A 21,589-nucleotide genomic window follows, 5' to 3' on the forward strand; every position below is an offset into this window, starting at 1 on the left:
CTGCTCGAATCCGGATCGATGGGATGAACCCTGGAGCACCGTGTCACTGGGCCCTGCGCACGACGGCGCCACCGTCGATCGCCGCGGAGATGTCCTTGATGTAGCCCTGCTCGATCGCCCACGGGATGCTGAGCACGCTGGGACCGCTGGTGGCCATGCCGAGCGTGTTGTCTTCGGCGATGAAGTAGCGGCCGTTCGCGATCGGGTCCCACCGGGTGAAGACCGGGTGTTCGAGCGTGTGCTTGGTGTCGGCGGCGGCGTACGACCACGCCAGGACGACATCCGCCTCCACCGAATCGAGCTCCTCGAGACTGATGCCGCCGTACCAGGTGTCCGCCGGCACGTCTGCGGTCTTCGCAGCGAGCTGCGGAGTGTCGACCATGCCGAACTCGTGCAGCAGCCGCACGCGCGGGTCCTCGCTGATATAGGCGGTGATCTCCGTTGCCCCCGAGGAGAAGGTCGTGCTGTAGAGGAACGAGGCCCCTTTGAGGTTGGGGTACTTCGCGGCTTCCTCGGCGATGGCTGCCTCGGTCTGTTCGATCAGCTCGGCGGCTTTGTCTTCCTCGCCTAGGATCTTACCGATGATCTCGGTGTGCTCCTGCCACGTGCCGGCAGTGAACGGCCGATCCATGTACCCAACGGTCGGGGCGATCTCGCTGAGCCGCTTGTACTCTGTCTCGGTGAAGCCGGAGTACACGCCGATGATGACGTCCGGCTGGAGGGCCAGGATCTGCTCGTAGTCAGGGCCGTCCTCGGTCACGTTGATGACCTCCGGCATCTGCGCGCCCAGCTCGTTCTCGATCTGGTGACGGAACCACGGGGTGAAGCCCTCCTCGTCGCCGCCCCACGTCTCGGGAACGCCGACCGGAACGACGCCGAGCGCGGCGACGATGTCGTGGTTCATCCAACTCAGCGTCACCACGCGCTCCGGTTTCTCCGGAATCGTCGTGTCGCCCAACGCGTGTTCGATCGTGCGAGGGTAACTCGATTCCGTCGCGGCCGCCCCGTCGGGGGCTGCGCTCGAGTCGGGCGTGGACGAGCAGCCGGTGGCCAAAAGGATCGATGCGACGAGTGCGACGAGCGCGCCGGTGCGACGTAAAACGGACATGAGTCCTCTCAGTGATGTGATCAGGTGTCTCCGGTGGAAGACCTCCAGCAGCCAGGTTAGGCCAGCCTTAGCTCACGCTAGAGAATGATGCTTGCCGAAAACGGACACCTTCTTGCGTTGAACGGACACGAGCTCACCGCCGCTCCTGTCACATCGACATGAGGAGGCTCCCGCACGAGCAGCACCCAGGAAAAGGCACCGCCGAGCGTCATCGACCATGACCCCGAGGAGCACCTTCGTCAGTCGTCATTATTGGCGGGCAGGAATCGGTGCGGCGGACGCCCCATGACACGGTGGAATGCGGCGCTGAAGGCGCTGAAGGTGGCATAGCCGACTCTGCGTGCCACCATCCCGACGGGGGTCCCGTCGCTGAGGAGACGGACCGCGGCGGACATGCGTGCGGCCATGCGCCACTGACTGAACGTCATCCCGGTCTCGGCACGAAACGCACGTGCGAGTGTGCGAGCGCTGGTAGAGGTGATCCATGCCCAGTCCTCGATCGAGCGGTCATCGGCAGGGTCACGCATGATCGCCCGGGCGATTGGAGCGATGCGCGGATCCCGCGGGAGCGGCAGTTCGATCACAGGGAACACTTCATCTGCAACGAGCTCGAGACAGACCCGCTGGGCGCGCAAGCGCTGCTGGCGAGGCATACCGGTGATCGCCAGATGTGTGAGAAGCTCACGCAGAGCGGCGTTCACGGTGACCGGGCGCACCTCCGCTGCGGGGCCGTCCCACACCTCGGGTAGGAGGTGCAGAGCAGCGAGCGTGGTGGAGGGGGCGCGGCTTGCCGCGTGCCGCGTTCCGGCGGGCACCCACAGCCCCTGCCCGACGGTGAGTCTGCGTCGGATGCCCTCCACCTCGATCTCGGCTGAGGCGCGTTCCGGCCAGAACACGACATGTTCGGGGTGCGCGTGCTCGACCGGCGAGCACCCATCGGCGTCATCGACGTACGCATATCGCAGGAACCGGGTGGTCAGCAGGTACCCTTCGGGCACGATCCGCTCCCGTACCGGCAAGCCCACAGCATCATCGATGCACTCGCCGGTCGACGACGAATCGAGCAGAGTCACTAGCACCCCTCACTGTCCACGGCCATAGGTCTACTTAGGCAAGCCTAATCTATTTTGCAGTGTCTGATCGGCGACAACATTCGTCATCCCCGCGGTCACCCGCACGCCTAGCGTCTCAAGAGTGACCACCGACACTCCCCTCTTGACGCCACAGACGCCTGGCCGGGTCATACGCGTCGCGCTGTCGCGTGGCGGACGCGGGTGGCGACTGTCGGCGGCGACCGCGGGGCTCATGCTTCACCAGGCGAGCGAGGCAGCGGTACCGATCCTCATCGGCGTGGTCATCGACCGGGCGGTGCTCCCTCGTGATCCGGGCGCGCTGGCGCTTTGGCTGGGTGTGCTGGGAGCGGTGTTCCTCATCCTGTCGTTCAGCTACCAATGGGCGAGCCTGGCGATGGTTCGCATCTACGGGCACGGTGAGCATGACCTGCGGCAGCTCGCGGTCGCCCGGGTGCTGCATCCGCGAGGAATACGAACGCGCCGCACGGGCGAGGTGTTGTCCGTCGTCACGAGCGACACGTATCGGGTTGCCGGCGTCGCGTGGAGCATCGCCGAACAGGCCGCCACCATCGCGGCGCTGCTCACCGCGGTGACTGCGCTGCTACTCATCTCGATCCCGCTCGGCCTCGGAGCGCTGGCTGGGGCGCTGCTGGTGCTGTGGGGCATGGCCGCACTGGCTCGGCCGCTGGAACGTCTGGGCATGGCCGAGCAGAGCGCGGTCTCGCGGGCGAGCGACGTGGCGACGGACGCCATGGAGGGGCTGCGGATCATCCACGGCCTCGCAGCCCATCCGCAGATCGTCGCCCGCTACCGCGAAGCGAGCACAGCCTCCCGCGACGGCGCGATCCGCGCGTCTGGGTCACTGTTGACCTACCAGGCGGTGAGCACGGCAGTATCGGTCCTCTACCTCGGCGCGCTGGCTGCCGTGGCCGGTTGGATGGCGATGCACGGGACGATCACACCGGGGCAGTTGATCACCGTGGTGGGGTTGGCCCAGTTCCTGCAAGCCTCCCTCGACCACATCGGCACATTCGGGGCGAACTGGGCGCACAAGCACGCATCAGCCCGACGCCTGCACGACCTGCTCACCGAGCCGCACACTCTCCCCGACGGACAGGACACGGACCCGGATCACAGCATGCTGCGGTGGGCCACGATGGACGGTCGTGTGATCGAGTCGCAGCCGGGACGGATGATCGGCATCCGGGTGGCCGGCGCCAGGCACGCTCACGACGTGGCCACCCGGCTGGGGTTCCGCAGCGTGCCCGCACCGGGCGAACTCATGCTCGGCGGGGTCGACGCCCTGACCATCGGCCCGGATGCCTACCGGAAGCATGTGCTGGCTCCGCCTCATGATGCGTTCGTGTTCACCGGCAGCATCCGACACAACGTCACCCTCGCGACCTCCCCTTCCTGCGCGTTGAACGACGATCTGGTGAAAGCGACCGCGCTGGACGACGTGATCGAGCATGTCGGATCACCAGACGCGCCCATCGGTGAACAGGGGTGCCGCCTGTCCGGAGGACAGCGACAGCGACTGCTGCTGGCACGAGCGCTGCACACCCCGGCCGATGTTCTCGTGCTCGAGGAACCGACGACCGCGCTCGACCCCATCACGACGCATCGTGTGGGAGCCGGCCTCGCACGATGCGGCCGCACCATCCTGCTGATCACAAGCGACCCGATCCTGCTCGACAGCTGCGCGACGGTCATCGACCTCACCGCGCCCCCGGTTGCACAGGCGGTGCACACGTGACCGAGACGCTGCCCGTCGCATCGATCCGCGACACCCTGCGCACCGTCCGTGGTCTCCTGGCGCGACGACGAGGCCTGATCACCGCCACAGTGGCGTTGCTGCTGACCGGATCTGCCAGTGCATTGGCGATCCCTCCCGTGCTGGGCTGGATCGTCGACATCGTCCTCTCCGGCGTCGACGCGTGGCGCATCCCGTTCGCAGCCGGCATCCTCGTCGCAGCCGGGACCGTCTCGGCCACGACCGCCTGGTGGGGCGGACGGCTGCTGGTCGTCTGCGTGCAAGGGATGCTTGCGCAGCTGCGCGAGGACGTGTTCACCGCCGCCATGCGGATCGACGCGACGACGATTGAACGGGCCGGAAGTTCGGACGTGGTGTCGCGACTGACGGGTGATGTCGAGGCGGTCACCGAGGCCGGGTCAGGAGTGCTGCCGCGCTTTGTCGGCGCCCTGTTCACGATCGTGCTCACGGCAGTTGGAATCGCCGCGCTTGATCCGCTCCTCGCGCTGGCCGCGCTGATCGCCGTCCCGCTGCAGCTGGTCGCGGTGACGCGGTTCCTGCGCCGCTCGCGCCCTCTGTACGTGCGACTGCGCCGCGAGGAGTCTGACCGCGGACAAGCGATAATCGAGAGCGTCGCCGGAGCCCGCACCATTCGCGCCCATCGTCTCGCCCCTGCTCGTCTCGGACTGATCGCCGAGCGAAGCCTGACCGCGGTAGACACCGCTCGCACGGCCGGCAGGGCGCGAAACGTGTTCAACGGCACGCTCAACCTGGCCGAGTTCGCAGGTCTCGCCGCCGTGCTCACCGTCGGATTCTGGCTCGTGGAGACGGCCGGAATGACCGTCGGGACGGTGACCGCCGCCGCGCTGTTCTTCCACCGCCTGTTCGGCCCCATCGGAGCCTTGCTGTCGAGCATCGATGATCTGCAACGCGCCCAGGCGGGACTCGAGCGTCTCGTCGGCGTGCTGCACAGCACCGCTCCGGCAGCCCCGCGACAACCGATTCGCGATGCCTCCGTCGAGCTCCATCACGTGACGTTCACCTATCCCGGGGCGGGATCGGAACGACCCGCCATCGCCGATGTCAGTATCAAGATCGCCCCGGGGATGCGCGTCGTGCTCGTCGGGGCAAGCGGATCGGGGAAATCGACCACCGCGAGACTCATCGCAGGACTGGCCGAGCCTGACCGGGGCGCCGTGCTCGTCGGGGAACGACCCGCAACCCGAGCCGTGCAGGACTCGAGCAAGCCCGCGGTCATGCTCGTCACGCAAGAGACGCACCTGTTCTCCGGCACACTCGGCGACAACCTGCGACTCGCTCGCGCGGACGCCTCCGACGACGAACTGCGAACCGCCCTCCACGCGGTCGGCGCCCACTGGGTCGACGACCTTGCGCACGGGCTCGACACGCCCGCCCCACAGGATCTCGACGAGCAACGCCTCCAGCAGATCGCGCTTGCCCGCGTCCTGCTCGCCGACCCGCCCATCGTGGTGCTCGACGAAGCATCCGCTCATGCGGGCGCAGACACGACACTCGACCGCGCCGTCGACGCGGCCGTTCACGGACGCACCGCGATCATCATCGCCCATCGTCTCTCCCACGCCGAGCACGCCGACTCGATCGCTGTATTCGAGGCCGGCCGCATCATCGAGCAAGGCGACCTCGACGACCTCCTCGCCCGTGGCGGCGTCTTCCGCTCACTCTGGGAGGCCTGGACACGTGAACGCGACCAGACTTCCCGACCTCAGCCATCGCCCGCATCTCTCGAGGAGGAATAGCCCCATGACCGTCCCCTGCTCCCCCGCCCGCGTCGAACGCGTCGCACGACTCACCCCGCACATGATCCGGATCTCGTTCCAGACCATCGGCGACTGGCGCTGGCCCACCGACGGCACCGGCGACGAACGCATGGATATCGCGATACCCCGCCCCGGCGAGACCGAAGCCGATCTGACGACGTTCAACTCGCCCGAGTACGGGCCCGGGTGGACCGGCGAAGAACCCCCGTGGCGCCATTACACTGTCCGCCGCGTCTACGACGACGGCCGCCGTTTCGATATCGACTTCGCGATCCATGGCGAAGGAATCGCCTCGAACTGGGCCGAACGCGCAGAGCCCGGCCACATCATCGGCGCCTTCCATGGCGGCGGCTCCTACTACCGCCCGCCATCAGACGCGACGTTCCAACTCCTCATCGCCGACGCCACTGGGCTTCCCGGCCTGGGACGCATTATCGAAGAACTCCCCGAGACCACCCGAGCCCTCGCCATCATCGAAGTACCCGAGGCCGCCGACATCCAAACGATCGACTCCGCCGCCACCGTCGAATACCGCTGGCTGACCGGGACCGGAAATGGCCATGGCCCCAGCGCGCTGCCCGCCACCGTTGCTGCGCTTACCCCGCCCGCTGAGCCCTGGTACGCGTGGGCGGCGTGCGAAGCATCCGCCAGCCGCGCTATCCGCAGCGAGCTCCGCAAGCGACTCGGCTCACCCCGCGACCGTCACCACGTGATCGGCTACTGGACCGAAGACGTGACGGGTGACCGTCCGGCCGACACGGGGCACTGACATGTTGAAGCGCTCGGGGGTGATGCAGACTCTCAATCCTGGGAAGAGATGATGAGCGTCGCGGCAGCCCCGAGGCAACACAGCGTTGAGCTCCATCAACGGGTGACGCGGATGGCGCCTGACCCAGCACGCGCTGGCGTCTACCGGTTGTCGGCGGTTCGGGCGAGCATGGCCGCCTGGGTGCGGGTGGATACTCCGAGTTTCTGCATGATGCGCGCCAGGTGCGTTTTCGCGGTGGCTGGCGAGACCACGAGGCGTTGAGCGATCTGTTTGTTGGTGAGGCCTTCGGCGACCAGTTGCAGGACTTCCTGCTCTCGATCGGTCAGCTCCGGCGCGCCGGCGCTGGTTGTGCGTTTTGGCGTGTTTTTGCCGGTTGCCTGTGCGATGACGTACCGGGTCACTGACGGGGTGAGGTAGGCCTGTCCTGCTGCGACGGCGTGCACGGCGTCGATCATTTGTTGCGGCTCGGCCGTCTTGGCGAGGAATCCCGCCGCTCCGGCGTCGAGAGCCGCGGTGATGTTGTTGCTGATCTCGTAGGCGGTGAGGATCAGCACGCGGGTGGCGGTTCTTGCGGTGATCTCGCGGCAGATATCGATGCCGTCGCGGTCAGGGAGCTGGAGGTCGAGGACGACCACTTCGGGTTCCCGGCTGTCGATGAGCTGGATCGCGTCGTGGCCGGTCGCGGCTTCGCCGAGGATCTCGATGTCCGGATCGGCCGTGAGGATGGCCGTGACACCTGCCCGCACGGCGGCGTGGTCATCGACGATGACGAGGCTAGGCATGCTGCGTCTCCCGTCCGGCTGTCAACGGCAATCGGACGCGTAGGGTCCAGGTGTCGTCGGAGCGGTCGATGTCGAGGTCTCCACCGCAGAGGCGGACGCGCTCGGCCAGCCCGATCAGCCCATATCCGGACGACACCGCTCCGTCGTGCGCAGGCGGCTGCTGTCCGTTCGTGATCGTCATAGCGAGGGCTTCGCCCTCGCGTCGGATATCGATGGTCACGTCCCTGCCTGGGGCGTGTTTCTCGGCGTTGACGAGGGCCTCGCGGAGGGCGTTGTAGGCGGTGACCGAGACCAGCGGGACCAGGGTGATCGTCGTGGGGTCGTCGCCGGTCAGGGTGACGGATGCGCGGGATGCTCGTGCGCCCGCGATGAGCGAATCCACTGATGACCAGTTCTGGGGAAGTGCGACGGGTGAGGACGTGTCGGTGCGGAGCACGTCGATGAGGGTGCGCATGTCGCCCATCGCATCCAGACTGAGAACCCTGATGCGGCCGAGTCGCTCGGTGAGTTCCTCGGCTGTGAGCGGTGCCGTGGCAGCCAGGGCGCCCGCTGCCTGGATCGTGATGGCGGACAGGTGACCGGAGATGGTGTCGTGCAGTTCGCGACTGAGCTGCAGTCGTTCGGCGGCCAGCATCTCTCGTTGTTTGGCCGCGGCGGCTTCGGCGATGAGGGCGGCGCGTTCGCGTTCCTCCTCGGCGCGGGTCATCGGCGCCCTTACGGTGATGCCCCACCACAGGGTGACCCCGACTGCCAACAGCAGGATGGTGACCTGCAGCAGCGCAGCCGCGAGGATGTTCGCCAGCAGCAGTCCTGCGACGGCGATGGACAGGCAGGCCGCGGCGATCATCGGGAGGAGCCGTCGGGTCTGCGCTGTCGATCCGGCGATGACCAGGCTGTAGAGGGCGTCGCACTCGATGAGGATCGCGCCGACGGATGTGGTCCCGGTCGCGAGGGCCTCGACGGTCATCACTGCCAGTCCCGCCACGACGACCACGGTGGGCCACCGGTTCCGGAACAGGTGCACAGCACCGAGGGCGATCGCAGTGGCGATGCCGCCGATCAGGACCTGTGGGTAGGGTCCTGCGAACCACTCGATTCCGATGCCCGGCGCGAAGCAGAAGCCGATCGCGATCACGACATACCCGATCGTGATCCACGCATGGCCCGGCGACGGGACCGGGTCTGTCCCCGTCATGTCATCACCTCGCGAACCGGGCTCGTCCGTGCGTTTCCTTCTATCTCAACCCGATGGTGACTCTCGCGCAAGCACCGTTCGGCGTAGCCCGAACGGGTGACGCCGGATTCTGGGAGTGCGGCAATCTGGTCGATGACGGCCCCGGCGCTGGCCCCGCACAGTGGAGGCATGGATTCGTCTGGGAGCTGGATCATGGACTCGTTTGGGAGCTGGGTCGTGGGCGCCATCATCGGCGCCGAGATCGCGTTCTGGGTTCTGCTCGTGCTCGGGCTGCTCGCTCGCTACCTACTCAAGCTGAAACGGACCAGCACGGCGCTGCTGCTCAGCGTGCCACTCATCGATCTGGTGTTGGTCATCCTGGTGGGCCTCGATCTCTCGCGCGGTTCTGCGCCCACCTCCGTCCACGGGCTTGCCGCGGTCTACCTGGGCTTCAGCGTCGGATTCGGGCACTACATCATCAGCCGAGCCGATGCGTGGTTCAACCATAGATTCGCAGGTGGCCCCAGGCCAGCACGTCCTCCACGGACAGGGCCTGCCAAGGTCCGGCACGAGTGGCAAGTCTGGCTGCGTGTGCTGACGGCCTGGGCCATCGCCGTGCCCGCCTTGCTGATCATGAAGGCGTTCTCCGGCTGGTCGTGGCCCTCGTCGATGGAGGAGTTCTGGACTGACGAGCTGTGGTCCTGGGTGGCGCGACTCACGCTCGTCAACATCGCTTGGCTGCTCACCGGCCCCGTCTACGCCACGATCTTCGAATCACGATACGTCCCCGAAGGACCCGAGACTCGAACCAAGGAGAACGCATGAACACAACGAACAACAGCGTCGCGATCGGCCCCTAGTTGCTCAATCGGGTCTGCTGAGGGTTTGGTTGACTTCCGGGGTTATGCCGCCAGTGTAGCGGCGGGGTTGTAGATGAGTTCGTACTCGATGGGGGTGAGTTTCCCGAGGCGTCGTTGACGACGTTTCCGGTGGTGCTTGCCCTCGATCCACGAGACGATCTCGAGGCGGAGTTCGTGGCGGGTAGTCCAGGGTTGGCGGTCGAGGACGTTCTTCTGCAGCAGGGCGAAGAATGACTCCATCGCTGCGTTGTCACCGCAGGCTCCGACCCGGCCCATCGAGCCGCGCAGCCCGTGACGTTTGAGGGCGTTACAGAATTTCCTCGACCTGAATTGGGATCCTCGGTCCGAATGCACGATCACCCCGGCCGGCTGCCCCCGGTGAGTCACGGCCATCTCAAGCGCGTTGACCGCGATCCGGGCCTTCATCCTGGTGTCGATCGAGTAACCCACGATCCGGTTGGAGAACCCATCCTTGATCGCACACAGGTACACCTTTCCCTCTCGGGTGCGGTGCTCGGTGATGTCGGTGAGCCACAACTGGTTGGGCCCCTCAGCGGTGAACTGCCGCTGCACCAGGTCATCATGGACCGGCGAACCTGCCTTCTTGTAGCGCGATGTGCGTGTGACGATGACCGATTGGATACCAGCGATCCGGCACAGCCGCCACACACGACGCTCCGAGACCGTGTAACCCAGCTCGGTGATGTCATCGGCCAGCACCCGGTAGCCACCCTCGGGGTCGTCGGCATGGAGCTTGCGTAGCACGGCGATCAACTCACGTTCCTCGGCCTCACGGACCGAGATCGGCTGCTTGAGCCACTTGTAGTCGCCCTGTTTGGAGAATCCCAGTATCCGGCACGCAACCGCCACCGGCACCCTCACCGGGGCGCCGACCGCGGCCGTCTCCTTCACGAGCGGATAGATCATTTTGGGGGCGTGATGTGAGCCTGCGACAGATACGCCGCAGCACCTCGTTCTCCATCTCCAACTCACGGATCCTACGCAACGCCTGGGACATGTCCTTGCGCGCCTCGGGGTCCGTGGTCGGGGTCATCCCGTGAGACTGGAACCTCGCGTCCCGGACCCACGACTGCAGCGTGGTCTTCGCCACACCCAGGTCCTTGACGACCTGCTTGTGCGGGATGCCCGACTCGACCAACGCGACAGCGTCGCGCTTGAACTCGTCGGAGTAAGTGATCTTCGGCATGGTTGCCATCCTTTCAGCACAACCCCCTCCCAGAAGTCATGCGGTCTTGGAGTCAACCAAACCCTCAGCAGTCCGACGAGTGGGGCGAGAGGCACCCGGCGATCGTGCATCTCTGGCGCAGTTCCTGTGCAGAGTTCGTGCCGTTCCTCGAGTACGGTGTCGAGATCCGGCGGGTAGTCTGCACCACCAACGCGATCGAGTCGATCAACGCCCGATACAGGCGGGCCGTCCGGGCGCGCGGGCACTTCCCGAATGAGGCCGCCGCGATCAAGTGCCTGTATTTCGTCACGCGGTTGCTTGACCCGACTGGCGGCGGAAGCACACTCTGGGTGATGAGGTGGAAGCCCGCGCTGAACGCGTTCGCGATCACCTTCGCCGGACGTTCGAGAAAACCACCCACGAATGAAAACCGCCGGATCCCGCACACCGTTTACCGGACAGACCCAGAGCGACTTATCTACCCCTCGCAGCGTTGGTTACAACGGTGACGAAGCGCATAATGTAGTCCTGAAGAAATCGGACCGTCGACTCTTGCGCAAATTTGTCGTTCTCATCAAGCAGGGTGGGTGACTGCGCGAGGAAAACTTCCGGCTGACCAGGTGTGGGCATGTCGAAGTAGGACAGTGCGAGGCGGAGGTTCTTCTGCGAGCTGTATCCGCCCATGCGGCCGACGGAGTGGCTGATGATTCCTGCGGGGAGCCGCTTCCAGGCGACATCGCTGTTGGGTTTGGAGCCGATGTCGATAGCGTTCTTGAGGCAGGCGGGGATGGTGCGGTTGTTCTCCGGGGTGATGAATAGGACGCCGTCGGAGGCTTTGATCGTTTCCCGGAAGCGTGTGTACTCGGGTGGAGTGAGCTTGTCGGTAACCTCGGGGTCGTCGTAGTCGAAGTCGTAGAGTGGAAGGTCTCGGATCTCTACGATGCGGGCGTCATAGTCTTCGGGGAAGTAGTCGATGACGTTGTGAGCGATCTTTCGGGCGTAGGAGCCGCGTCTGAGGCTTCCGATGATGATGGAGATGTTCTTGGTCACTGGTGCGCTTTCGTTGATTCAGGTATGTGCGGGTGGGGCGTCGGCTCAGAAGTCCCAGTCGGCGTCGCTGATGTCTTCGGCTTTGCCGATGATGCAGGAGGAGCCCGAGCCTGAGAAGAAGTTGTGGTTCTCATCCGCGACGGGAGCGAGGGCGGCGAGGATCTCGGGGTTGACCTCGGTTTCTTCCGGCGCGAATCGAGCGGGATAGCCAAGGTTCATGAGCGCTTTGTTCGCGTTATAGCGGACGAAGACGGCGACATCGTCCATGAGTCCGAGCGGTTCGTACAGTTCGCCCGAGTAGCGGAGTTCGAGTTCGTCGAGCTCTTCCAGGAGTGCGTAGGTGAACTCGCGCATGTCGGATTGTTCCTGCCTCGTGAGGGTTTCCAGGCCGCGCTGGTACTTGTAACCGGAGTAGTAGCCGTGCACGACCTTGTCGCGCAGGATGAGGCGGATCATGTCGGCCGTGTTGGTCAGGGTCGCATGGACGGAGAAGTGCAGCGGCAGGTAGAACCCCGCATACAGCAACAGCGAGGACAGCAGCGCGGAGGACACCTTGCGTTTGAGGGGGTCGTCTCGGAAGTAGTGGAGGAGAACTTTCTTCGACCGTTCTTGCAGCAGGTCGTTGCAGATGACCCACAGGTAGGCGTCGTCGATCTCCGGGGGTGCTGGTCAGGGTGGAGAACACGGACGAGTAGGAGCGGGCGTGCACGGCCTGCATGAACGAGATGTTGGTGTACACGGTTTCCTCGTGCTCAGTACGGGCGTCCTGGATCTGGCAGATCTCGCCGACGGTGGCCTGCACGGTGTCGAGCATGGTGAGCCCGGTGAACACACGCATGGTCAGGGTGCGCTCTTGTGCAGTGAGCTTCTGCCACGCGGGGATTTCGTTGGCGAGGGGCACTTTCTCGGGGAGCCAGAAGTTCGCGGTGAGCCGGTTCCACACCTCTAGGTCCTTGTCGTCGCCGACCCGGTTCCAGTTGATCGGTCGCAGGCGGGCGGCGGGATCGTGCCGGTAGCCGGGCGGGGTGACGGAGAAGTCGGTGAGGGGGCGGCGGGGGTCGATGAGAGTCATTGGTGCTTCTTTCAGGAGGCGTGCGGGTGCGGGGTCAGAGTGCGCAGGAGACGCAGTTCTCGATCTCGGTGCCTTCCAAGGCGGGCTGGCGCAGCCGGATGTAGTAGAGGGTCTTGATGCCGGCCCTCCAGGCGTGGATCTGCGCCTTGTTGATGTCTCGGGTGGTGGCGGTGTCGCGGAAGAACAGCGTCAATGACAGTCCCTGGTCGACGTGCTGGGTGGCGGCGGCGTAGGTGTCGATGATCTTCTCGTAGCCGATCTCGTAGGCGTCCTGGTAGAACTCCAGGTTGTCGCCGGTCATGTGCGGGGCCGGGTAGTAGACGCGGCCGAGCTTGCCTTCCTTGCGGATTTCGATCTTCGCCGCGATCGGGTGGATGGACGCGGTCGAGTTGTTCACGTAGGAGATGGAGCCGGTCGGCGCTACCGCCTGGAGGTAGGCGTTGTAGATGCCGTGGGCGGTGACTGACTCCCGAAGGGTGACCCAGTCCTCACGGGTGGGGATCTGGATCCCCGCGTCGGCGAAGAGTTCCCGGACCCTCGCGGTGGCGGGCTGCCAGTCGCGTTCAGTGTACTTGTCAAAGTAGCTGCCGTCGGCGTAGGAGGAGGTCTCGAACCCGGCGAAGGTCTGTCCGCTTCCGATGGCGAGCTGGTTGGAGGCACGGATCGCGTGGTAAGTGACGGTAAGGAAGTAGATGTCGGTGAAGTCGATGCCCTCTTCGGAGCCGTAGTGGATGCGCTGGGAGGCGAGGTAGCCGTGGAGATTCATCTGCCCGAGACCGATCGCGTGGCTGGCGTCGTTCCCAGCAGCGACGGAGGGCACGGCGTCCACGTCGGTCTGATCCGAGACGCTGGTCAACGCCCGAACCGCCGTCTCGACGGTGGCACCGAAGTCGGGTGAGGCCATCGCCTGGGCGATGTTGAGGGAGCCGAGGTTGCAGGAGATGTCTCGTCCGATCTGCTCGTAGCCGATCGCCGCGTCGTAGCGGGAAGGTGTGTTGACCTGGAGGATCTCGCTGCACAGGTTCGACATGTTGATCCATCCCTCAAGCGGGTTGGCACGGTTGACGGTGTCCTCGAACAGCACATACGGGTAGCCGGACTCGAACTGCAGCTCGGCGAGGGTTTTGAAGAACTCGCGGGCGCTGATGGTGGTCTTGCGGATGCGAGGGTTGGCGACCATGTCGTCGTAGTGCTCGTTCACCGACAGATCCGACAAAGCTGTGCCGTACTCGCGCTGCACGTCGTAGGGGCTGAACAGGTGCATCTCGCGGTTCTCCTTCGCGAGCTTGAAGGTCACGTCGGGGATGACCACGCCGAGGGAGAGGGTCTTGATACGGATCTTCTCGTCCGCGTTCTCTCGTTTGGTGTCGAGGAATCGCAGGATGTCCGGGTGGTGCGCGTGCAGGTAGACCGCTCCGGCACCCTGGCGGGCGCCGAGCTGGTTGGCGTAGGAAAAGGAGTCCTCCAGGATCTTCATCACCGGCACCACCCCGGGGGCCTGGTTCTGAATCTCTTTTGTCGGCGCCCCGGTCTCGCGCAGGTTGGTCAGCAGCAGGGCGACGCCCCCGCCGCGCTTGGACAGTTGCAGGGCCGAGTTCACGCTTCGCCCGATGGATTCCAGGTTGTCCTCCAGCCTGAGGAGGAAGCAGGAGACGAGTTCGCCGCGCTGCGCCTTGCCGGCGTTGAGGAACGTCGGGGTCGCGGGCTGGAATCGGCCGGACATCATCTCGTCCACCAGCCGGCTCGCGAGGGCTTCGTCGCCCTGGCCGAGGAACAAAGCGGTGGCGGTGACGCGCTCAGGGAAGCCCTCCAGGTAGGTGGTGCCGTCGAAGGTCTTCAGCGCGTAGGAGGTGAAGAACTTGAACGCGCCCAGGAAGGTCTGGAACCGGTGTCCGGCGCCGTGGGCGCGCTCGTGGAGAGCGACGAGGAAGTCGCGCGAGTACGCCTCCAGGAATGCCGGTTCGTAGTAGTCGTTCTCGACCAGCCAATCAAGGCGCGCGGCCACGGTCGGGAAGGTCTTCATGTTCGGGACGACATGCTGGCGCAGATACTCCTCGGCCGCTTCGCGGTCCTTATCGAACTGGATCGACCCGTCGGGGGCGAACAGGTTCAGTTGCGCGTTCAGCGCGTGGTAGTCCTTCCGCACGCCGATGCCGGTACGTGCGGGGGCTTCCTGGGCGGTGGTGGTCATGCGGTCTTCCTCGATGGTTGTCTGTTCACCGGGTAGCTGTTCCCAGAAGCGGGTGAGGCCGGTGTTCACTCGGTCGATGTCGCGGCTCGTGCCCAGCAGCTCGAAGCGGTACAGCTCCGGGACATGGCACTTCGCGGAGATGATGGGGCCGGCGAGGCAGTAGTGCTCGCCGAAGTTCGTGCTCCCCCGCGGTGATAACTCCGCGGATCAGCGCCCGGTTGGCAGAGTCGTTCAGGAAGCCGACCACCTGCTTGGGCACGGCGCCTGAATGTTGCCCGCCGCCGTAGGTCGGCGAAGGGGCGCCATACTCGGATCAGCCCCTCCCGGCGCGGGCGCAGCGGGATACGCGCGGCAGGCCGGTCCAGGCGTTCCACGAACCGCCGGGTGTTCTCCGAGACGCTGGAGAAGAACACCAGATCCGGCGACTGCGTCCCCTCCAGCTCCCGCACTGGAAACGCATCCAGGGATGATCTTGGCGTTGCCTGCACAGCGATCCTTCCTCAGTGGTGGGCCGGCCGCATGACGCAGCCAACCACTACATGTTGTGTCTACCCATGTTTTGGGGTGCCGTATCTAGTAGTAACACTGTTGTGATCCTTCTGCCTACGACGCGCCCATGTTTTGACTACGACAGGCCGAATATCGGATGTTGGGTGTGCGGCACCGCGCTGCGAGAGGGGAGTGCATGGTGACAACGGAGACCTCCCGAGAAGGCACATGACCGGAGGCGATCGGCCTGTTTCAGCAGGCACGGTCGGGGGATCATCTGGCTGCGATGCGGTTGCAGGAAACCTCGGCAGACCCGGTCGGGGTGGTGCACGGACAGTTGCGGATGCTGGTGGTGTTCTTGAGGGGCGAGGACGCCGAAAAACTGGAACGGTTCCTGGACGCGTCGATCGTCCCACGCCCGCAGCGACCGCTTCGGCCCAACATCGGGCATACCCTCGCGTGTGGCGGTAGCGAGGATGGGCAGCTGCGCAGCGAGCAGTTCCCTCATCGGCTCCGTCAAGCGCGCCTGCCCCCGAAGCCGATCCGCAAGCCTCTCGGTATCCTCGGGAATCGGACCGGCGAAGGTCGGGTTCATTGGCGGCGCGCCCGCGCGCAGAAGTACGTGCTTCGTGAAGATAGCTCGTCATGGCACACGGTGAGGTATGCGGGCAGCCGAGGCGTAGAGTTCTGGCTCGTAGGCGGGCGCGTCGCCGGCTCCGGAGCTGTACCCGCCGCCGTGGATCCACACGATCACCGGCAGGTGCGAGCCGCCCGTGAAGTCATCCGGCATGGTGGCCGACAGGCGCGGGCAGTCCTCGGACTACGGCATCCCCGCAGTGAAGTCGATGCCGATGATGCCCGGAACCTGGGTCAGCTGCACGCACGCGGGCGCGGCCCGCGACGCGTCCAGAGGGGCTGATGTCTCCGGCTCCGCTACCGCCCGCTCGAACCGCTCGGCCCTTGCGTAGCGGGTGCCGCGCGCACGGATGATACCGTCGCCGCGGAGGGCTTCGACGACGCGACTCATCCCGCGACACCCACTTCGACCACGCCCCGCATACGTCGAAAGCGGGGGTGGACAATCACGAAGACGGCGACGATCGTCATGATCACGGCGGCGACGATGATCGGCAGCGGTGCCCACACGCCGTACAGCGCGGTCCCCGCGGTGGGGGCGACGACGAACGTGAGCCCGTTGGTCGCGCCGATCAGCCCAGCAAGCCCGCCCTGCTCCTCTCGGGTGACGAGGAGTGTGGGACCGGCTGTGTAGCCGGGCATCGCGATGCCCAGCCCCAGGCCGATGATCAGATTCGCGACGAACAGCAGCACCGCTCCCGCGTCGAAGACCAGCACGACGAAGCCCGCGAGCGCGATCACCCCGCCGACCCGCAGCAGCGTGGCTGGGCGCCACCCGCTGCGGGGCACGATGATCGCCTGGGCGACGATCATGCCGATGCCGGCGGTGACGAGCGCGCCGCCGGTGACCAGGCCCGTGGTCTCGGCGTCGAGCCGAAGACGGTCTTGCACGACGAAACCAGTGATGACCTGGATGAATCCAAGCGCGGTGAACATGCCGAAACCGGCCAGCAGAAACGGCCACACGCGCGGGTCAAGCGGACTGACTTTGACCGGCGCTTCGATGAGTTCGTGGCGGGGCTCACGGCGCAGCCGGAAGGCGATGAGGACCAGCCCGGCGGCAAGCAGCACCGGGATCACGATGAGCGGGATGATGAGCCCGAACGCCGAGAGCGCCCCGCCCAGGGCGGAGCCGGCGATCATGGCGATGCCTTGCATTGCGCCAACCCCCGCCATCCCCTTGACCCGGGTCTTCTCGTCGAGGGTCGTGTCGGCGATGTACGCCTGCGCGGTGGGCGGCACGGCCGCGATGGCCGTGCCGAACCCGATGCCGCGCAGCAGCACGAACAGCAAGAACAGGGTGACGCCGGTGATCACTCCGGTCATGCCTGCCCGGGCCAGCAGCGCGAACAGGATCATCGTGACGGTCGCGAGTGCGAACGCGGCCACCAGTACCGGTTTGCGGCCCCAAGACTGGGAGCGCCGCCCCCAGAACTGGCTGGTAAGCACGACCATGATCGCGGCGGCGCTGATGGTGACACCGATCTGCCACTCGGCCAGCCCCACCTCGCGGGCAAGCGGTGCGATGATAGGGTTGAGCGTCATCTGCCCGACGTAGATGAGCAGCACCGTGGTGAGCAGCAGCGGGATCTGCGGTCGCGGCGCTGTCGTGAGCGGCGCGGCTGCGGAGCTGGAATTGACCATTCGGCCTCCTTCATTCATTCTCGGCGAGGGTGGGCACGCCCACGCCCTCGCGTTCGGATCAAGCAGGGACGAGGGTGAGCTGCCGGTCGGCGGCGAGGGCGAGCAGGTCGTCGTCGTGACTGATCAGCAGCACCACGGCGCCGTCGGCGGCAACCTGTCGGATCTGGTCGGAGATCGACTGCAGGTGGCGGCGGTCGACGCCCGAGCTGGGCTCGTCGAAGATCACGATGCGTCGACCTGAGACCCGGGAGGCGGCGACGACGAGCCGCTGTTGCTGCCCGCCGGACAGGGCCAGCGGGTGGCTTTCGGCCAGATGCGCCAGATCTAGGGCTTTGAGCACGGCGGTTGTGTCCGGCGGGGCGGGTGAGGCGGATGTTGTCGCGCAGGCTCGCCCGCAACAGCTGCACGTCCTGGAACACGAACCCGACCTGCCGGTAGAGCTCGTTCGAGACGACCTGGCGCACATCTGCGCCGCCGATCCCGACGCTGCCGGTGTCGACGTCGTAGAAGCGCGGGACGAGCTTTGCCAGCGTCGACTTCCCCGATCCGGAAGCGCCAACGAGGGCGGTGACGGTGCTGGGTGCGCAGGATGCGGCGATGTCGTGGAGCACGTGGTGTTCCCCGTCGTAGCTGAACGCCACATCGTCGAATGCGACATCGCGGCCGTTCGGCGTCTGCGGTGCGTCGGGCTGGGCCAACGGGGGGAGGGCGAAGAACTCGGTGAGCGAATCGCGTGCCTTCGTCGCGTTGCGCAGGGAGTGCCCGGACGCCCCGAGCTTCATCAACGGGGCGGTCAGCCCGAGACCGAGAAGCAAGCCAGGCAGGACGTCGACCGGGGAGGCGCCCCCGTTAGCGACCAGCCATACGGCGGCGGTCAGCAACCAGGCCAGCACGACGATCGGCGAGGCCAGAAGCTCGACGATCGTGAACACGACGGCGGTCTCGCGGGTCCACTCGGCGACGAACCTCGAGTACTCGCCCGTCGCGTCCCGGTACCGGCGGTGACTGCGGCCGACCTGCCCGAACCGCTTGACGACAGCGATGCCCTGCACGAACTCGACCGTCGCACCCGAGAGAGTCTGCGTGGCCCGGTCGTACTGGACGTACGCCTCGCCCGCCCCCCGCATCAACAGCGGGTAGAGCAGGAAGATCAGCACGAGCGGCACGAGCGCTGCGAGCGCCATCCGCCAGTCGACGACGAACAGGTAGATCAGGCTGATCACCGGGACCGTGATCGCGGTCAGCACGTCCTGGATCGCGTGTGCGACCAGCTGGTGCAGCGCGACGACGTCGTTCTCCACCAGCTTGCGCACCGCCCCGGAACTGCGCTGATCGAACCAGCCCAGCGGCAGGCGCTGCAGGTGGCGGACGATCCGGCGCCGCAGGGATCGCTGCAATTCACCGTCTGCGAAGTGCCCGGCGACTCCCGCGGCCAACGCCGCACCGAAGCTCACGCTCAGCGCGACGACCGCGACGATCACGATCGTCCAGACCCTGCCCGCGTCGACCGGCGCACCGTCGAGCGTCGGCAGCAGCGTGCGAGCGAGCTCGACGATCGCGATGAACGGGATCACACTGCTCGCAGCCCCCAGGATGGCCAGCGCGATGATCCCCGCGAGGCTCCCCCTCACGGGCGCGAAGAACGACTCCGCGGCTGCCGGGGCGCTCGCCGTCTCGTCTCGCCGCTGCTTCATCCCGACTCCTCACATCCACACTATTGAGACTGATTATCACTCGCTATGATGAACGGTATTCTATTCCCGCCCGCGAGTCTACAAGTAAGGCAACCCTTACCTTAGCTGGGATCATCAGATGCGCCTGCTATAAGGCGAGCCGGGGAGGCGCCGTGTCCGCGACCGATGCCTCCCCGTTCCATGTCGAGCTCACCCCGAGCGCGTCGTCGACGTGGCGGCGGAGCTGAGCCGTGAGACGCATCTGCTGAGCTGGTCGATCCGTGACCTGGCGGGCCGGCTCTGGATTGCGGCGTCGGGGATCTATCACCATGTCGGCGGCAAATACCTGCTGTGCCGCGCGGTGGTTGAGCGGATGATCGAGCGGATCAAGCTGCCCGAGGGGCTGCGCGATGGTGATCGCCTGCCCGAGCCGATTTTCACGCCGGCCTACAAGGCGCCGCAGGGTGAACACGACGAGAACATCAACTTTGAGCGCGTGGCCGAGCTAATCGGTGCCGACGACGCCGAGGCGCTGCGCGCGCTATCGCTGCGGATCTACCGCGTGGGTGCCGAGGTGGCGCTCGAGCACGGGCTGGTGCTGGCCGACACGAAGTTTGAGTTCGGTCGCGACCGCGAAACCGGTGCGATCACGCTGGCCGACGAGGTGCTGACGAGCGATTCGTCGCGGTATTGGGATGCGGCGGCCTATGCGGATGCGGATGCGCCGCTGAGTGCGCGCCTGGCCTCGTTTGACAAGCAGATCGTGCGCAATTGGCTGCGCGAGAACTGGGATGGGCAGGGCGTGCCGCCGGTGCTGCCCGCCGAAATCGTGGAGCGCACCCGGGCGCGCTACGCCGAGCTGCTGCAGCGCCTCGGCGTGCCGGACGCCGCGCCTCACACCACCTCAAATCACGCCAAGTGACCCTCTAACTCGCAAATGACCCTCCCACAGCAGGGTCATTTGCCGATAACAGGGTCACTTGCCGGGGAGGGCGGCACGGTGCGCGGGAAGGCACCGGGCGAGGGAAGGGCGGCGTGGGGCGCCCAGCCGCGCCTATGCCTTGCGGGCCCGCGGCTTCTTCGCCTTCTCGCGCAGCTCGCGCAATCGCTCACTCATGGTCGACCCATCCGGGTCGGCCTCAAGCTCTGGCAGCGGCTCCTGCCACGCCTTGATCAGCGCCCATGCCACGGCCATCAGCGGCACCGAGATCAGCGTGCCGATAATCCCGCCGAGCACGGTGCCCACCGTCAGCGTCAGCATCACCACCAGCTCGTGCAGCGCCAACTGCTTGCCGAGCACAATCGGCGAGAGCAGGTTACCTTCGGCCTGGTTCACGATCACCACGATGATCGCCACAATCAGCGCAGCCCAGAATCCGTTGGTCACCAGCGTTACCAGCGACGCCACCACACCGGCGAGCGTTGCACCCACCACCGGGATGAACGCGCAAATAAACACCACCACGGCCAGCGGCAGCGCCAGCGGCACCTGTAGCACGAGCAGCCCGATACCGATCAGCAATGCATCCACAAACGCGACGATGACGGTGCCGCGCACATAGCCGCCGAGTACGGAGACGGCACGCATCCCCATCAGTTCAGCGCGCAGGTGCTGCGCATCCTGCAACGGACGAATCACGAACCGCCAAATCTGCGGCCCGTCCTTCAAGAAGAAGAACAGGATCACGAGGAAGAGCACGAGCCCGGTTGCCAACAAGCCCACCGTGCCGAGGCCGGCCGCCACACCGCTACCAACCGCGCCATAGTTCAGGTTGCTCAACCACTCGCGCGTAGCCTCCCATCCCTGCTGAATGTTGCCGTCGTTGAGCGCAAACTGCGGGAAGGTGCTGTTCCACCACTGCACCAGATGCGTGATGCCCTCGATGGTGCGATCGCTCAGCAGTTCCCAAGAACCAGCGATCTGCGCCACAACCAGCCACATCGCACCCGCGATAATCAGCAGGATGCCGAGCAGCACCGTGAAAGTACCGAGCAGCCGCGGCCAGCCATGGTTTTCAAGCCAGGTCACCACCGGGCCGAGCGCGGCCGACACGATCAACGCGAGCAGCAGCGGCGTCACCACCAGTGAAACCTGCAGCAGCGACCAAATCACCACCGTTGCCGCGGCGAGAATCAGCATTCCCTGCAGCGCGCGCGTGGCGACGATACCGACGCTGTCTTTCCACAGCGCCTGCACCGTATCGGGCTTCGTAAGTCGCCCCTGGCTGTCCATATGTCCTCCCGGTGGTGTGGCGCGCATCCCGCTACTCGGGGATGCATACGGTATTCGAACTTACACAGTCGCGCTGACAACGTGTGTCGTGGGCGCG

At 65.8% G+C, this 21,589-nt stretch carries 13 protein-coding genes and 7 pseudogenes; 6 read left to right on the forward strand and 14 right to left on the reverse strand.

Going from position 1 to position 21,589, the window contains the following annotated elements:
• Nucleotides 1-43: 43 nt before the first annotated feature.
• Entirely contained in the window at nt 44-1,108 is a 1,065-nt protein-coding gene (locus PV375_RS04015) for an iron-siderophore ABC transporter substrate-binding protein (protein WP_332106233.1), read from the reverse strand.
• Between the two features lie 239 nt (nt 1,109-1,347).
• Nucleotides 1,348-2,181 carry a helix-turn-helix transcriptional regulator gene (locus PV375_RS04020; protein WP_332106234.1) on the reverse strand — a complete coding sequence of 278 codons (834 nt, stop codon included), beginning with the start codon at nt 2,179-2,181 and terminating at the stop codon, nt 1,348-1,350.
• Nucleotides 2,182-2,302: 121 nt separating this feature from the next.
• Here PV375_RS04020 and PV375_RS04025 point away from each other — a divergent pair, with 121 nt between their 5' ends.
• The 3 genes from PV375_RS04025 to PV375_RS04035 are packed head-to-tail and all read left to right on the forward strand — an operon-like array spanning nt 2,303 to nt 6,502.
• Entirely contained in the window at nt 2,303-3,937 is a 1,635-nt protein-coding gene (locus tag PV375_RS04025; protein WP_332106235.1) for an ABC transporter ATP-binding protein, read from the forward strand.
• Nucleotides 3,934-5,712, forward strand: coding sequence for an ABC transporter ATP-binding protein (locus tag PV375_RS04030; protein ID WP_332106236.1), 1,779 nt, complete (start codon nt 3,934-3,936; stop codon nt 5,710-5,712). Before PV375_RS04025 ends, PV375_RS04030 begins: the two co-directional genes overlap by 4 nt.
• Nucleotides 5,713-5,716: 4 nt before the next feature.
• Complete coding sequence (locus tag PV375_RS04035) at nt 5,717-6,502, forward strand: siderophore-interacting protein (RefSeq protein ID WP_332106237.1); 786 nt, start codon at nt 5,717-5,719, stop codon at nt 6,500-6,502.
• Nucleotides 6,503-6,642: 140 nt separating this feature from the next.
• Here PV375_RS04035 and PV375_RS04040 read toward each other — a convergent pair whose 3' ends face one another.
• Together PV375_RS04040 and PV375_RS04045 are read right to left on the reverse strand one after the other, a co-directional pair.
• Nucleotides 6,643-7,284, reverse strand: coding sequence for a response regulator transcription factor (locus PV375_RS04040; protein ID WP_332106238.1), 642 nt, complete (start codon nt 7,282-7,284; stop codon nt 6,643-6,645).
• On the reverse strand, nt 7,277-8,479 hold the full coding sequence (locus PV375_RS04045) for a sensor histidine kinase (protein ID WP_332106239.1): 1,203 nt from the start codon (nt 8,477-8,479) through the stop codon (nt 7,277-7,279). The genes PV375_RS04040 and PV375_RS04045 overlap by 8 nt, the downstream gene beginning before the upstream one ends.
• Before the next feature lie 216 nt (nt 8,480-8,695).
• Here PV375_RS04045 and PV375_RS04050 point away from each other — a divergent pair, with 216 nt between their 5' ends.
• Nucleotides 8,696-9,283 (forward strand): hypothetical protein, encoded by a 588-nt coding sequence (locus tag PV375_RS04050; protein WP_332106240.1) that lies wholly within the window; start codon nt 8,696-8,698, stop codon nt 9,281-9,283.
• 77 nt (nt 9,284-9,360) lie between these two features.
• Here PV375_RS04050 and PV375_RS04055 read toward each other — a convergent pair.
• Nucleotides 9,361-10,525, reverse strand: a pseudogene (locus tag PV375_RS04055) (IS3 family transposase).
• An 80-nt stretch (nt 10,526-10,605) separates the two neighbouring features.
• Here PV375_RS04055 and PV375_RS04060 point away from each other — a divergent pair.
• Nucleotides 10,606-10,908: pseudogene (locus PV375_RS04060) on the forward strand (transposase); the annotation flags it as partial.
• A gap of 70 nt (nt 10,909-10,978) precedes the next feature.
• On the opposite strand, the gene PV375_RS04065 reads toward PV375_RS04060, so the two are convergent.
• The 8 genes and pseudogenes from PV375_RS04065 to PV375_RS04095 form a co-directional block, all read right to left on the reverse strand.
• On the reverse strand, nt 10,979-11,554 hold the full coding sequence (locus PV375_RS04065) for an NADPH-dependent FMN reductase (RefSeq protein WP_332106241.1): 576 nt from the start codon (nt 11,552-11,554) through the stop codon (nt 10,979-10,981).
• Nucleotides 11,555-11,599: 45 nt separating this feature from the next.
• A pseudogene (gene nrdF, locus PV375_RS04070) lies at nt 11,600-12,626 on the reverse strand (class 1b ribonucleoside-diphosphate reductase subunit beta).
• A 34-nt stretch (nt 12,627-12,660) separates the two neighbouring features.
• The gene (gene nrdE, locus PV375_RS04075) at nt 12,661-14,817 is read right to left on the reverse strand and encodes a class 1b ribonucleoside-diphosphate reductase subunit alpha (protein ID WP_332106301.1); all 2,157 of its coding nucleotides are present in this window, start codon (nt 14,815-14,817) and stop codon (nt 12,661-12,663) included.
• 36 nt (nt 14,818-14,853) lie between these two features.
• Nucleotides 14,854-15,266: pseudogene (gene nrdI, locus PV375_RS04080) on the reverse strand (class Ib ribonucleoside-diphosphate reductase assembly flavoprotein NrdI); the annotation flags it as partial.
• A 683-nt stretch (nt 15,267-15,949) separates the two neighbouring features.
• A pseudogene (locus PV375_RS10535) lies at nt 15,950-16,114 on the reverse strand (hypothetical protein); the annotation flags it as partial.
• A 12-nt stretch (nt 16,115-16,126) separates the two neighbouring features.
• Nucleotides 16,127-16,333, reverse strand: a complete 207-nt coding sequence (locus tag PV375_RS04085; protein WP_332106242.1) for a hypothetical protein — start codon at nt 16,331-16,333, stop codon at nt 16,127-16,129.
• A complete protein-coding gene (locus PV375_RS04090; protein ID WP_332106243.1) occupies nt 16,330-17,586 on the reverse strand; it encodes an MFS transporter in 1,257 nt (418 codons plus the stop codon). Before PV375_RS04090 ends, PV375_RS04085 begins: the two co-directional genes overlap by 4 nt.
• Before the next feature lie 58 nt (nt 17,587-17,644).
• A pseudogene (locus tag PV375_RS04095) lies at nt 17,645-19,280 on the reverse strand (ABC transporter ATP-binding protein).
• A gap of 364 nt (nt 19,281-19,644) precedes the next feature.
• Here PV375_RS04095 and PV375_RS04100 point away from each other — a divergent pair.
• Nucleotides 19,645-20,181 (forward strand): annotated as a pseudogene (locus PV375_RS04100) (phosphoribosylaminoimidazolesuccinocarboxamide synthase); the annotation flags it as partial.
• A 132-nt stretch (nt 20,182-20,313) separates the two neighbouring features.
• Here the strand turns inward: PV375_RS04100 and PV375_RS04105 are convergent.
• Complete coding sequence (locus PV375_RS04105; RefSeq protein ID WP_332106244.1) at nt 20,314-21,492, reverse strand: AI-2E family transporter; 1,179 nt, start codon at nt 21,490-21,492, stop codon at nt 20,314-20,316.
• Nucleotides 21,493-21,589 lie beyond the last annotated feature (97 nt).

It is taken from the genome of Gulosibacter sp. GYB002 (assembly GCF_036577665.1).
Taxonomy (GTDB): domain Bacteria; phylum Actinomycetota; class Actinomycetes; order Actinomycetales; family Microbacteriaceae; genus Gulosibacter; species Gulosibacter hominis.

What these genes read in the sequence shown, in the direction of transcription:
- PV375_RS04015 (WP_332106233.1), bottom strand. Translation starts at nt 1,108, where the DNA reads ATGTCCGTTTTACGTCGCACCGGCGCGCTCGTCGCACTCGTCGCATCG.
- PV375_RS04035 (WP_332106237.1), top strand. Translation starts at nt 5,717, where the DNA reads ATGACCGTCCCCTGCTCCCCCGCCCGCGTCGAACGCGTCGCACGACTC.
- PV375_RS04040 (WP_332106238.1), bottom strand. Translation starts at nt 7,284, where the DNA reads ATGCCTAGCCTCGTCATCGTCGATGACCACGCCGCCGTGCGGGCAGGT.
- PV375_RS04045 (WP_332106239.1), bottom strand. Translation starts at nt 8,479, where the DNA reads ATGACGGGGACAGACCCGGTCCCGTCGCCGGGCCATGCGTGGATCACG.
- nrdE (WP_332106301.1), bottom strand. Translation starts at nt 14,817, where the DNA reads ATGACCACCACCGCCCAGGAAGCCCCCGCACGTACCGGCATCGGCGTG.
- PV375_RS04085 (WP_332106242.1), bottom strand. Translation starts at nt 16,333, where the DNA reads ATGAGTCGCGTCGTCGAAGCCCTCCGCGGCGACGGTATCATCCGTGCG.
- PV375_RS04090 (WP_332106243.1), bottom strand. Translation starts at nt 17,586, where the DNA reads ATGGTCAATTCCAGCTCCGCAGCCGCGCCGCTCACGACAGCGCCGCGA.
- PV375_RS04105 (WP_332106244.1), bottom strand. Translation starts at nt 21,492, where the DNA reads ATGGACAGCCAGGGGCGACTTACGAAGCCCGATACGGTGCAGGCGCTG.